Consider the following 11550-nt stretch of genomic DNA (forward strand, 5'->3'; position numbering starts at 1 on the left):
TCATCGGTTGGCCGCGGGATGGTCGGCATCACCTCATCGACTGGGGCGGGGCCACTTTCGATGTCCTCGGCCCGCTGAACTGGCAAGCGATCAAGTCGACGCCTCGCGCGTTGCAAATGCTGCGGTTCGCGCGCCGCGTGGTTCGCCAGCGGGCCGTTCTCGACGGCAGCATGGCACACGAGCTTCTGCTTGCCGCCGACGAAGGCAAGCTGTCGCACCGCGAGTGTCCGCCGCTGATGGTCGACTATCTCGCGCCGTCGATCGACACCACCATGAGCGCCATCTCCAACGCGTTGCACCTGTTCGCCAGCCACCCCGAGCAGTGGCGGCTGCTGAAAGAGGACCCGGGCCTCATGACGAACGCCGTCAATGAAGTGGTCCGGTACGAGCCCCCGCTGCGCGCATTCGCGCGCTGGGTGGCCAGCCAAACTGAAATAGCCGGCACGCCAATGCCGTCCGGTGCTCGCGCCCTTGTGATGTACGCCTCTGCCAACCGAGACGAACGCGAATGGGAGGAACCCGAAGCCTTCGACATCCGCCGCGACGCCAGCCGTCAAATCGGCTTCGGTCACGGAGCGCATGCCTGCGCCGGCCAAGGTCTGGCGCGCCTGGAAACGTCGGCCATGCTGCGCGCCCTGATTGAGCGCGTCGACCGCATCGAGGTCACCGGAACACCGAAGTGGGCGATGAACAACATCATCCGCCGTCACGAGGCCCTGCCGCTCAAGCTGGTTCCGGCATAAATTCGCGTGGTGTCAGCTCGACGCCGCCCGCGCCAAACTGAAAGGGACTCAATGAGACTCTTGCCCCCGGCCGCCGAGCCGTTCACTGCTCCGCCCGACCGGGACATGCTCCCCTCGGAGCGCCGAGAATTCGTCCGCACGCACCGGACGTGTGTCTTCGGTTACCGCCGCCGCCATGACGGCCCGGCCATGTCGATCGTGTATTACGTCCCGACCGATGACGACGAGCTGCTCGTGTCCACCATGGCCGGACGCGCGAAGGCGAACGCGGTGGCGCGGGACCCGAAAGTGAGCATTTGTGTGCTCGACGAGCGCTGGCCGTTCTCCTTCTTGCAGGTATACGCCGACGCCGTCGTCGATAAAGACCCCGACCTCACCGTCGACGTCATGATGGCCGTCGGCTGGCGCATGTCCGGACAGCAGGCGGGCGCGGAAGCCCGGCCGTTCGTCCGGGAAATGGCCGAGCGCGAAGACAGACTGGTGATTCGTTGTCGTCCCTACGCGACCTTCGCCACACCGCCGCGTCACCTGTATGCGAACGAGGAAGCGAACGAGCTGACGCATTGGGGATCATCGTCGCTCCCCTGGAACGCTCCGGATCCGGTTGCCCGATAGCTGAATCAGGCCCCGTACACGGGAACCGGCGGGCGGGCCTTGGCGAGCAGGTCGGCGACGACGGGCCCCAGTTCCGCGGGATCCCACCTTGCGCCCTTGTCGATCTGCGGCCCGTGTGCCCAGCCCTCCGCGACCCGGATCTTGCCGCCCTCGACCTCGAACACCTTCCCGGTCACGTCGCGGGATTCCGCGCTGCCCAGCCACACCACCAGCGGCGAGACGTTCTCGGGCGCCATGGCGTCGAAATCCTGGTCCTGCGTTGCCATCATCTCGGCGAAGACCGTCTCGGTCATGCGGGTGCGGGCCGACGGCGCGATGGCGTTGACCGTCACGCCGTAGCGGCCCATCTCGGCGGCGCCGACCAGCGTCATCGCCGCGATGCCGGCCTTGGCCGCGCTGTAGTTGCCTTGCCCGACGCTGCCCTGCAGGCCGGCGCCCGAACTGGTGTTGACGATCCGCGCGTCGACGGCCTTGCCCTCTTTGGACAACCCGCGCCAGTACGACGCCGCGTGCCGCATGGTGGCGAAGTGGCCCTTGAGATGTACGGCGATAACGGCGTCGAACTCCTCCTCGCTGGTGTTGGCCATCATCCTGTCGCGGACGATGCCGGCGTTGTTGACCAACACGTCCAGCCCGCCGAAGGTGTCGACGGCGGTCTGGATCAGGGCGGCCGCTTCGTTCCAGTCGGCGACGTTGGATCCGTTGGCGACGGCTTCCCCACCGGCCGCGGTGATTTCGTCGACCACGCCCTGGGCGGCGCTGCCGCCCCCGGCCGGCGAGCCGTCCAGGCCCACGCCGATGTCGTTGACCACCACGCGCGCACCTTCGGCCGCGAAGGCGAGCGCATGCGCGCGACCGATACCGCCGCCCGCTCCGGTGACGATGACCACGCGGCCGTCAACCACTCCCATTGTTCGTGTCTCCTCTACTTGATCGCGCCGGCGTTCGTTGTGGCCAGGTAGTGCGGCGGCTCGCCCCCGCCGTGCACCTCGAGCGACGCGCCGCTGATGTAGGACGCCGCGTCCGATGCCAAAAAGGCTGCGGCCCAGCCGATGTCGTCGGGCTTGGCGAGTCGGCCCAGCGGCACGTTCTTGGAGATTGCGGCGATGGACTCGGCGTCGCCGTAGAAGAGCTCGGATTGCTCGGTCTCGACCATGCCGACGACACAGGAGTTCACCCGGACCTTCGGCCCCCATTCCACCGCCAGGGTCTGTGTGAGGCTTTCCAGGCCGGCCTTGGCCGCCCCGTAGGCGCCGGTGCCGGGCGATGGCCGTCGACCGGACAGACTGCAGATGTTGATGATCGACCCGCCGCGGTCCTGGTTCTGCATCTTCTCGTTCGCGTGTTGGGAAACCGACAGTGCGCCAATGAGGTTGAGTTCGATGATCTTGCGGTTGAACTTCGCGCTGGACTCCGCGGTCAGCACGTACGGCGAACCGCCGGCGTTGTTGACCACGACGTCGAGCCGGCCGTGCCTGTCGACGATGGTGTCGATGAGCGCCTTCACGGCGTCGTCGTCGCGGACGTCGCAGGAATGGAACTCGTACGGCAGGCCCTCGACGGCCCGCCGTGCGCAGGTGATGACCGTCGCGCCCTGCCCGGCGAACACCGAGCTGATGCCGGCGCCCACCCCCCGGACCCCGCCGGTTACCAGAACCACCCGCCCGGCCAGCCCCAAGTTCACGGCGTCGGATGCTTCGGCGCGAGTCACTGTGCTAGCGTACCAAGCAAGTGCTTGCTTAGGTAGTTACCCCACGAGGAAGTGGCGCCTTGCCCATCACATCCACCACCACCGAACCGGGCATCGTCGCGGTCACCGTCGACTTTCCCCCGGTCAACGCCATCCCGTCGCGCGGCTGGTTCGAACTGGCCGACGCCATCACGGCCGCCGGCCAAGACCCCGAGACCCACGTGGTCATCCTGCGGGCGGAGGGCCGCGGCTTCAACGCCGGGGTCGACATCAAGGAGATGCAGCGCACCGAGGGATTCACCGCGCTGATCGACGCAAACCGCGGTTGCTTCGCCGCCTTCCGGGCGGTCTACGAGTGCGCGGTGCCCGTCGTCGCGGCCGTGAACGGCTTCTGCGTCGGCGGCGGCATCGGCCTGGTCGGCAACTCCGACGTCATCGTGGCCTCCGAGGACGCCACCTTCGGGCTGCCGGAGGTCGAGCGCGGTGCGCTCGGGGCGGCCACCCACCTGTCGCGGCTGGTGCCGCAGCACATGATGCGGCGGCTGTTCTTCACCGCCGCGACCGTCGACGCCGCCACCCTGCACCATTTCGGTTCGGTGCACGAGGTGGTGCCGCGCGACGAGCTGGATGAGGCCGCATTGAAGGTGGCCCGCGACATCGCCGCCAAGGACACCCGGGTCATCCGCGCGGCCAAGGAGGCGCTCAACCTGATCGACGTGCAGCGCGTCAATTCGAGTTACCGCATGGAGCAAGGCTTTACGTTCGAGCTCAACCTGGCCGGCGTCGCCGATGAGCACCGCGACGCGTTCGCCGGTACCACGAAGCGTGAGAAGCCTTAGCCGCCGGCGACGATGCAGAACGAAGTGATGAGGAGCGGCGCATAGTGACCGACAAGAGAACCACCCTCGACGAGGCCGTCGCGCAGCTGCGCAGCGGCATGACGGTCGGCATCGGCGGCTGGGGCTCGCGGCGCAAGCCGATGGCGTTCGTGCGCGCCATGTTGCGGTCCGACGTCACGGACCTCACGGTGGTCACCTACGGCGGACCAGACCTGGGGTTGCTGTGCTCGGCCGGCAAGGTCAAGCGCGTCTACTACGGGTTCGTCTCCCTGGATTCCCCGCCGTTCTACGACCCCTGGTTCGCCAAGGCCCGCACCAGCGGCGCGATCGAGGCCCGGGAAATGGACGAGGGCATGCTGCGCTGCGGCCTGCAAGCCGCCTCGCAACGCCTGCCGTTCCTGCCGATTCGGGCCGGGCTGGGCAGCTCGGTCCCCGACTTTTGGGAGGGCGAGCTGCAGACCGTGACCAGCCCGTACCCCGCGCCGGAGGGCGGGCACGAGACGCTGATCGCCATGCCGGCGCTGCGCCTGGACGCGGCCTTCGTGCACCTCAATCTCGGTGACAGCCGCGGCAATGCGGCCTACACGGGGATCGATCCGTACTTCGACGACCTCTTCCTGATGGCCGCCGACAAGCGCTTCCTGTCGGTGGAGCGCGTCGTCTCCACCGAGGAGCTGGTCAAAGCCGTTCCCCCCCAGGCCCTGCTGGTGAATCGGATGATGGTCGACTCCGTCGTGGAGGCCCCCGGCGGCGCACACTTCACCACCGCGGCACCGGATTACGGTCGCGACGAGAAATTCCAGCGGCATTACGCCGAGGCCGCCTCGACCGAAGAGGGCTGGCAGAAGTTCGTCCAGACCTACCTGTCGGGCAGCGAGGACGATTACCAGGCGGCGGTCCGCGCATTCGCAGAGGAGGCGGCCAAATGAGCACCACCCGCGCCGAGGTGTGCGCGGTCGCGTGCGCCGAGCTATTCAGGAACTCGGGCGAAATCATGGTCAGCCCGATGACGAACATGGCCTCGGTCGGGGCGCGGCTGGCGCGATTGACTTTTTCACCGGACATCCTGCTGACCGACGGCGAGGCGCAACTGCTGGCGGACACCCCGGCCCTGGGCAAGACCGGACCCGTCGAGGGCTGGATGCCGTTCGGCCGGGTGTTCGAGACACTGGCCTGGGGCCGGCGGCACGTGGTGATGGGCGCCAATCAGGTTGACCGCTTTGGCAATCAGAACATCTCGGCGTTCGGCCCGCTGCAACACCCGACCCGCCAGATGTTCGGCCTGCGGGGAGCGCCCGGCAACGCGATCAACCACGCGACCAGTTACTGGGTGGGCAACCATTCGAAGCGGGTGTTCTGCGAGACGGTCGACGTGATCTGCGGCATCGGCTGGGACAAGGTGGATCCGGACAACCCGGCGTTCCGCTTCGCCAACACCCACCGCGTCGTGTCCAACCTGGGGGTGTTCGACTTCGGCGGTCCGGACCACACCATGCGCGCGGTGTCCCTGCATCCCGGGGTCTCGCCCGACGACGTCCGCGAGTCCACGTCGTTCGAGGTGCACGGCGTGGACGAGGCGGAAGAGACCAGGCAGCCGACCGACGAGGAACTCCGGCTGATCCGCGAGGTCATCGATCCGAAGTCGCTGCGCGACAGGGAGATACGTTGAACAGGCTGCGCACGCCGCTGACCGAGCTGGTCGGTGTCGAGCACCCGGTGGTGCAAACCGGGATGGGCTGGGTGGCCGGCGCGCGACTGGTGGCCGCCACGGCCAACGCGGGCGGGCTGGGCATCCTGGCCTCGGCCACCATGACGCTGGACGAATTAGCGACGGCCATCGGCAAGGTCAAGGCCGCCACCGACAAGCCGTTCGGGGTGAACATCCGCGCCGACGCCGCGGACGCCGGCGACCGCGTCGATCTGATGATCCGCGAGGGCGTGAAGGTGGCGTCCTTCGCCCTGGCGCCCAAGCAGGAGCTGATCGCCCGGCTGAAAGACGCGGGCGCGGTGGTGATTCCGTCGATCGGTGCCGCCAAGCACGCTAAAAAGGTGGCGGCCTGGGGCGCCGACGCGATGATCGTGCAGGGCGGCGAGGGTGGTGGACACACCGGACCCGTGGCCACGACGCTGCTGCTGCCGTCGGTGCTGGATGCCGTGCAGGGCACCGGGATCCCCGTGATCGCCGCGGGGGGCTTCTTCGACGGGCGCGGGCTCGCGGCCGCGCTGAGCTACGGGGCGGCCGGCGTGGCGATGGGCACGCGCTTCCTGCTGACCTCCGACTCGACGGTGCCCGACGAGGTCAAGCGGCGCTACCTGGAGGCGGCGCTCGACGGCACGGTGGTCACCACGCGCGTCGACGGCATGCCGCACCGCGTGCTGCGCACCGGCCTGGTAGAGAGGCTCGAAAGCGGTTCACCGGTAAGGGGTCTCACCGCGGCCGTGCGCAACGCGGCAAAGTTCAAACACATGTCGCAGATGACCTGGCGGTCGATGATCCGCGACGGCCTGGCGATGCGCCACGGCAAGGAGCTGACCTGGTCCCAGGTGGTGATGGCGGCCAACACCCCGATGCTGCTGAAGGCCGGCCTGGTCGAAGGCAACACCGACGCCGGGGTGCTCGCCTCCGGACAGGTGGCCGGCATCCTGGAGGACCTGCCGTCATGCGCCGAGCTGATCGACTCGGTTGTGCGCGACGCGATCGCACACCTGAAGGCGGCGTCTGCGCTCGTCGAAGCGGGCGACTAAAGACCCTGGCCGCGGCCGCGACGCCACGTCACCCTGGAGGGATGATGACGCTGGCACCGGAAACCTGGCCGACCCCGCTCTTGAACGCGGTCCGAACCTCCAACAGATACCTGCTCAACCCGCTCATGCTGCGGCTGGCCGGCCGCAAGAACTGGTATGCGGCGGCGATAGAGCACACCGGACGGCGGTCGGGCAAGGCGTACACCACACCGGTCGTCGCCGAGCGCATCGACGACGGCTTCGTCATACCGCTGCCCTACGGCACAGACGTGGATTGGCTGCAGAACGTGCGCGCCGCGGGACGCGCGACCATCGCGTCCCAGGGCGAGACATATCCGGTGGTCCACCCCGAGATCATCGACGCGGCGGACGCCCTCCCCCTGCTATCGGCTTCCCGCCGCCGCACCTTCGAACGGGTCGGCATAGCGGGTTACCTCAGGGTCAAAGACCAGCCGGCGAACTGAACGGCGCCTCGACCGTACGCGCGCGGGTTAAGCTATGATCTGAATATCGGTGAAATGAAGCTATAATCTTCATATGGCAAGGGTGAAGACTACACCTTCAATGCGGGCGACGCTGATCGGCGACGTGGTGGGGTCCCGGCGTGCCGGCGACCGGCCGGCCCTGCATCGACGTGTCGCCTCCGCGCTGGGCCAGGTCGCGAACGGCGCCATCGACCCGCCGTCCTTCACCGTGGGGGATGAGTTCCAGGGCAGCTACCCCGCCCTGGGCGGTGCGATCGACGCGGCGTTGACCGTGCGGCTGTTACTTGCGCCCGAGGTCGACGTCCGCTTCGGGCTCGGATGGGGCGCGGTGACCGTCCTCGACGCCGACGCGGGAATCCAGGACGGGCCCGGGTGGTGGGCCGCGAGGGAGGCCATCCAGCAGACGGCGGAGGCGCAGCGGCAGCCCGGCTTCTCGCTGGTGCGCACGACGTTTCGGGCGGCCGCGGAGACGCGCACCGACGTCGCCGCGGTCAACGCCGCCCTGATTTGTCGGGACCATCTGCTTGGATCGCTCGATGAGAGATCGTTGCGGATTGTGAGGGGATTGATGGCCGGCCGGACCAAAAGGGACCTCGCGGCCGCCGAGGGGATCAGCCCGTCGGCGGTCTCGCAGCGCTCGAGCCGTGACGGTTTGGATCTCATCGTCCTTGCCAGCCACTACCTGCGGGGTCTGCCGTGAGCGCCGTCGCCGTCCTGCTCACGGCGCTCGGCATCGCCGACCTGTGTCGGCGGGCGTTCCGCCCGATGTGGGTCTCGCTGGCGGTCGGACCCGCCGCGGTGGCGGTGTTCTTGGTCCTGGGCGCCCTGCGGCATGCCGGCGACATCCCGCTGCTCGTCCTGGCCGCCGCGTCGGTCGTCGCATGGGAAGGGCTCTGCGCGCGCAGCGAACGTAGCGGCGGCCACCAGGGCGCGCCGCTGGCGGTGTTCGCCGCAACGCTGGCGCTGTTGACGTTGCTGTCCGGATGGTCGTCGACGGTCAACGGCGGCATCGCGCGGTGGGTGAGCTGGGTGCACTTGCCGCTCGGCCATGTCACGCCCACTCGGCTGCTCATGGTTGTCGGCGTGGTGCTGGTGCAATTCGCGACCGCGAACCAGCTCGTGCGCCTGGTGCTCGGTTCCGTGGGAGCGGTACGGCCGGTCGGCGAACCGCAACCATCGGACAAGCTCAAGGGCGGGCGGCTGTTGGGCCCGATGGAACGGCTACTGATCTTGAGCCTGGGTGTCGGCGGGCAGGTGGCCGCCGCCAGCGCGGTCGTCGCCGCCAAGGGCATCATCCGGTTCCCGGAGTTGAACGCCCAGCAAGGCCGCAACGGCGACGTCGGGATCGACGAGGTGACCGAGTACTTCTTGGTCGGCAGCTTCACCAGTTGGCTGTTGGCCCTCGGCGGGATCGGCCTGGTGCTGGCGACCCCGTAATGTCGAACACCGCGCCGAATACCGGCTCGGCGCAATGGTTTACAGCCGCTCGATGATGGTGACGTTCGCGGTGCCCCCGCCCTCGCACATCGTCTGCAGGCCATAGCGGCCGCCGACGCGCTCGAGTTCGTTGAGCATGGTGGCGAACAGCTTGGCGCCGGTGGCGCCCAGTGGGTGACCGAGCGCGATCGCACCGCCGTTGGGGTTGACCTTCTCGGGGTCGGCCTTGATCTCCTTGAGCCAGGCCAGAACCACCGGCGCGAACGCCTCGTTGATCTCGACGGTGTCGATGTCGTCGATGGACAGCCCGGTCTTTTCCAGCGCGTAGCGGGTGGCCGGGATCGGACCGGTCAGCATGAAAACCGGGTCGGCGGCGCGGGCGCTGATGTGGTGGATGCGGGCCCGCGGCGTCAGGTTGTGGTCCTTGACCGCCTGCTCGGAGGCCAGCAGCACCGCGCTCGCTCCGTCGGAGATCTGGCTGGCCATCGCCGCCGTCAACCGGCCGCCCTCGACGAGGGTCTTGAGGCCGGCCATCTTCTCCAGCGACGACTCGCGCGGACCCTCGTCCACCCGGAACGGCCCGGATTCCGTTTCGACGGTGATGATTTCGTTGTCGAAGTGACCGGCGCGGATCGCGGCGAACGCGCGCTCGTGGCTGGTCAGCGCGTAGCGCTCCATCTCCTCGCGCGACAGGTTCCACTTCTCGGCGATCAGCTCCGATCCGCGGAACTGCGAGATCTCCTGGTCGCCGTAGCGGTGCAGCCACTGCTTGGATTCGTTGGTCGGCGAGGTGAACCCGAACTGCTCGCCGACCGTCATCGCCGACGAGATCGGGATCTGGCTCATGTTCTGCACGCCGCCTGCCACGATGAGGTCCGCGGTGCCGGCCATGATCGCCTGTGCGCCAAAGGAAATCGCCTGCTGGCTGGAGCCGCACTGCCGGTCCACGGTGACGCCGGGCACCTCCTCGGGATAGCCCGCGGCCAGCCACGAGAGCCGGGCGATGTTGCCCGCCTGCGCGCCGATGGCGTCGACGCAGCCGGCGATCACGTCCTCGACGGCGGCGGGGTCGACGTCGACCCGGTCGAGCAGTCCGCGCCATCCGAGCGCGCCGAGGTCGACGGGATGTATGCCGGACAGCGAGCCGCCCCGCTTGCCAACCGCGGTGCGCACAGCGTCAATGACGTACGCCTCAGCCATAGTTCAGTTCCCTTCCTTGGTAATTCCGCCAAGAACGATGGCGAGATATTGCTCGCCAACCTGGTTCGCGGTCAGCGGTCCGCCGGGCTGATACCAGCGCACCGACACCCAGGTGGTGTCACGAATGAAACGGTAGACGAGGTCGACGTTGAGGTCGGGCTGGAAGTAGCCCTCGTCGATGCCCTGGTTGATCACCTCGACCCACATCTTGCGTTGCTGCCGGTTCATGTCCTCGATGTAGGAGAACCGGGGTTGCGACAACAACCGTTGGGCTTCGTCCTGATAGATGACGACCTGCGCGTGCCGATGCTCGATGGCCTCGAACGACGCCATGAACAGCCCCTTGAGCCGCTCGAGCGGGTTGGCCTCGCTGTCCACGATCTCGCGGTAGCGGGCGAACAACCAGTCCAGGAAGCTGCGCAGCAGCTCGTCGACCATCTCCTCTTTGGAGGAGAAGTGGTGATAGAGGCTGCCGGACAGGATCCCGGCGCTGTCGGCGATGTCGCGCACGGTGGTGGCACGCAGGCCGCGCTCGGCGAACATCGTCGCGGCGAGGTCCAACAACTCGTCGCGGCGGCTGTTCGCCTGACCGGCCACTCGATCCACCCGGCCAGGATATCAACCAAGCGCTTGCTTGGCCAGCGATCCGATCACGGATGCTGACTGGACACCGAGATGACCTCGCCGGTGAGGTAGCTGGAGTAGTCGCTGGCCAGGAACGCGATGGTGGCGGCCACCTCCCACGGCTCGGCGGCCCGCCCGAACGCTTCGCCCGCGGACAGCCGGTCCAGCAGGTCGGCCGAGGTGGTCTTGTCGAGGAACTTGTGCCGGGCGATGCTCGGCGACACGGCGTTGATCCGCACCCCGTATTCGACCGCTTCGATTGCGCTGCAACGGGTCAAGGCCATCACCCCCGCCTTGGCGGCCGCGTAGTGCGACTGCGAGTGCTGTGCCCGCCAGCCCAAGACGCTTGCGTTGTTGACGATCACGCCCCCGTGCGCGGCCTCGCGGAAGTAGCGCAGCGCCGCCCGGGTGGCCCGGAACACCGACGACAGGGTGACGTCCAGGACGCGGTCCCACTCGTCGTCGGTCATGTCCACCACCGGGGTCTGACCGCCCAGCCCGGCGTTGTTGACCAGCACGTCGAGCCGGCCCATCCGGGCCGTTGTCGACGCGATCAGCGCGTCCACCTGCGCGGTGGACGTCACGTCGCACAGCACGCTCTCGACCCGGCCCAGGCCCAGCGCGGACAGCTCCTCGACGGTCTCCCCCAGCCGGCGCTCGTGGTGGTCGGACACCACGACGTCGGCACCCTCGGCCAGCGCCCGCTTCGCGGTCGCCGAGCCGATGCCGGTGCCCGCCGCCGCGGTGACGACGACGACCTTGCCCTGCAAAAGCCCATGCCCGGCAACCTCTTTCGGAGCTTCGGACAGGCTCATCCCTTTACCTCCCGGGGCAGGCCGAGCACGCGCTCGGCGATGATGTTGCGCTGGATCTCGTTGGATCCGCCGTAGATGGTGTCGGCGCGGGTGAACAGGAACAGTCGCTGCCATTCGTCGAATTCACCGTCGGACAGGGTCAGCCCCGGCTTGCCGATCACGTCCATCGCCAGCTCCCCCAGCGCGCGATGCCAATTGGCCCACAACAACTTCGACACGTTATCTTTCCCGGCGGCCTGGCCGCCTCCTTCGACGTCCATGGTGGCCAACGCGTAGCTGCGCATCGCGCGCAACCCGGTCCACGCGCGGGTCAGCCGCTCGCGGATGAAGGGGTCGTCGGCGGCGCCGTTGCGACGC

Annotated in this window: 14 protein-coding genes and 1 pseudogene; 9 read left to right on the forward strand and 6 right to left on the reverse strand. The window is 68.2% G+C overall.

Annotated features, from left to right (window positions below):
- Together A9X05_RS09070 and A9X05_RS09075 are read left to right on the forward strand one after the other, a co-directional pair.
- A partial coding sequence (locus A9X05_RS09070; RefSeq protein ID WP_156736577.1) for a cytochrome P450 occupies positions 1-743 on the forward strand: 743 nt, incomplete at its 5' end.
- A 51-nt stretch (positions 744-794) separates the two neighbouring features.
- Positions 795-1358, forward strand: a complete 564-nt coding sequence (locus A9X05_RS09075) for a pyridoxamine 5'-phosphate oxidase family protein (RefSeq protein WP_082970922.1) — start codon at positions 795-797, stop codon at positions 1356-1358.
- A gap of 5 nt (positions 1359-1363) precedes the next feature.
- On the opposite strand, the gene A9X05_RS09080 is transcribed toward A9X05_RS09075, so the two are convergent.
- Positions 1364-2269 carry an SDR family oxidoreductase gene (locus A9X05_RS09080; protein WP_067780756.1) on the reverse strand — a complete coding sequence of 302 codons (906 nt, stop codon included), beginning with the start codon at positions 2267-2269 and terminating at the stop codon, positions 1364-1366.
- Between the two features lie 14 nt (positions 2270-2283).
- A complete protein-coding gene (locus A9X05_RS09085; protein WP_197498981.1) occupies positions 2284-3069 on the reverse strand; it encodes an SDR family oxidoreductase in 786 nt (261 codons plus the stop codon).
- 59 nt (positions 3070-3128) lie between these two features.
- On the opposite strand from A9X05_RS09085, the gene echA20 reads away from it, so the two are divergent.
- The 7 genes from echA20 (at position 3129) to A9X05_RS09120 (ending at position 8554) form a co-directional block, all read left to right on the forward strand.
- Positions 3129-3887: a (7aS)-7a-methyl-1,5-dioxo-2,3,5,6,7,7a-hexahydro-1H-indene-carboxyl-CoA hydrolase gene (gene echA20, locus A9X05_RS09090; RefSeq protein WP_067749415.1), complete on the forward strand. Its 759-nt coding sequence runs from the start codon at positions 3129-3131 to the stop codon at positions 3885-3887.
- A gap of 44 nt (positions 3888-3931) precedes the next feature.
- On the forward strand, positions 3932-4816 hold the full coding sequence (gene ipdA, locus A9X05_RS09095; RefSeq protein WP_067780761.1) for a cholesterol ring-cleaving hydrolase subunit IpdA: 885 nt from the start codon (positions 3932-3934) through the stop codon (positions 4814-4816).
- On the forward strand, positions 4813-5556 hold the full coding sequence (gene ipdB, locus A9X05_RS09100) for a cholesterol ring-cleaving hydrolase subunit IpdB (RefSeq protein ID WP_067780763.1): 744 nt from the start codon (positions 4813-4815) through the stop codon (positions 5554-5556). The genes ipdA and ipdB overlap by 4 nt, the downstream gene beginning before the upstream one ends.
- The gene (ipdC, locus tag A9X05_RS09105; RefSeq protein WP_067780766.1) at positions 5553-6632 is read left to right on the forward strand and encodes a (3aS,4S,5R,7aS)-5-hydroxy-7a-methyl-1-oxo-octahydro-1H-indene-4-carboxyl-CoA dehydrogenase; all 1080 of its coding nucleotides are present in this window, start codon (positions 5553-5555) and stop codon (positions 6630-6632) included. The genes ipdB and ipdC overlap by 4 nt, the downstream gene beginning before the upstream one ends.
- A gap of 41 nt (positions 6633-6673) precedes the next feature.
- Positions 6674-7096, forward strand: a complete 423-nt coding sequence (locus A9X05_RS09110; RefSeq protein WP_082950384.1) for a nitroreductase family deazaflavin-dependent oxidoreductase — start codon at positions 6674-6676, stop codon at positions 7094-7096.
- Between the two features lie 73 nt (positions 7097-7169).
- Positions 7170-7817, forward strand: coding sequence for a SatD family protein (locus tag A9X05_RS09115; RefSeq protein WP_067780769.1), 648 nt, complete (start codon positions 7170-7172; stop codon positions 7815-7817).
- The gene (locus A9X05_RS09120; RefSeq protein WP_067780773.1) at positions 7814-8554 is read left to right on the forward strand and encodes a hypothetical protein; all 741 of its coding nucleotides are present in this window, start codon (positions 7814-7816) and stop codon (positions 8552-8554) included. Before A9X05_RS09115 ends, A9X05_RS09120 begins: the two co-directional genes overlap by 4 nt.
- Positions 8555-8593: 39 nt before the next feature.
- Here A9X05_RS09120 and fadA6 read toward each other — a convergent pair whose 3' ends face one another.
- From fadA6 to ipdE1, 4 genes and pseudogenes are all read right to left on the reverse strand, one after another.
- Positions 8594-9754: a steroid 3-ketoacyl-CoA thiolase FadA6 gene (gene fadA6, locus A9X05_RS09125; protein WP_067751992.1), complete on the reverse strand. Its 1161-nt coding sequence runs from the start codon at positions 9752-9754 to the stop codon at positions 8594-8596.
- Between the two features lie 3 nt (positions 9755-9757).
- Positions 9758-10360 carry a TetR family transcriptional regulator KstR2 gene (gene kstR2, locus A9X05_RS09130; RefSeq protein WP_156675640.1) on the reverse strand — a complete coding sequence of 201 codons (603 nt, stop codon included), beginning with the start codon at positions 10358-10360 and terminating at the stop codon, positions 9758-9760.
- Between the two features lie 44 nt (positions 10361-10404).
- On the reverse strand, positions 10405-11193 hold the full coding sequence (ipdF, locus tag A9X05_RS09135) for a (5R,7aS)-5-hydroxy-7a-methyl-1-oxo-2,3,5,6,7,7a-hexahydro-1H-indene-carboxyl-CoA reductase (protein ID WP_067780779.1): 789 nt from the start codon (positions 11191-11193) through the stop codon (positions 10405-10407).
- Positions 11190-11550 (reverse strand): annotated as a pseudogene (ipdE1, locus tag A9X05_RS09140) (acyl-CoA dehydrogenase IpdE1); the annotation flags it as partial. The pseudogene ipdE1 and the gene ipdF, both read right to left, overlap by 4 nt.

The organism is Mycobacterium sp. E3298, assembly GCF_001666895.1.
Lineage (GTDB): Bacteria > Actinomycetota > Actinomycetes > Mycobacteriales > Mycobacteriaceae > Mycobacterium.

Excerpts from the sequence above, each read along its gene's own strand:
- A9X05_RS09075 (WP_082970922.1), top strand. The coding sequence starts at position 795 with ATGAGACTCTTGCCCCCGGCCGCCGAGCCGTTCACTGCTCCGCCCGAC.
- A9X05_RS09080 (WP_067780756.1), bottom strand. The coding sequence starts at position 2,269 with ATGGGAGTGGTTGACGGCCGCGTGGTCATCGTCACCGGAGCGGGCGGC.
- ipdB (WP_067780763.1), top strand. The coding sequence starts at position 4,813 with ATGAGCACCACCCGCGCCGAGGTGTGCGCGGTCGCGTGCGCCGAGCTA.
- A9X05_RS09110 (WP_082950384.1), top strand. The coding sequence starts at position 6,674 with ATGATGACGCTGGCACCGGAAACCTGGCCGACCCCGCTCTTGAACGCG.
- A9X05_RS09115 (WP_067780769.1), top strand. The coding sequence starts at position 7,170 with ATGGCAAGGGTGAAGACTACACCTTCAATGCGGGCGACGCTGATCGGC.
- fadA6 (WP_067751992.1), bottom strand. The coding sequence starts at position 9,754 with ATGGCTGAGGCGTACGTCATTGACGCTGTGCGCACCGCGGTTGGCAAG.
- ipdF (WP_067780779.1), bottom strand. The coding sequence starts at position 11,193 with ATGAGCCTGTCCGAAGCTCCGAAAGAGGTTGCCGGGCATGGGCTTTTG.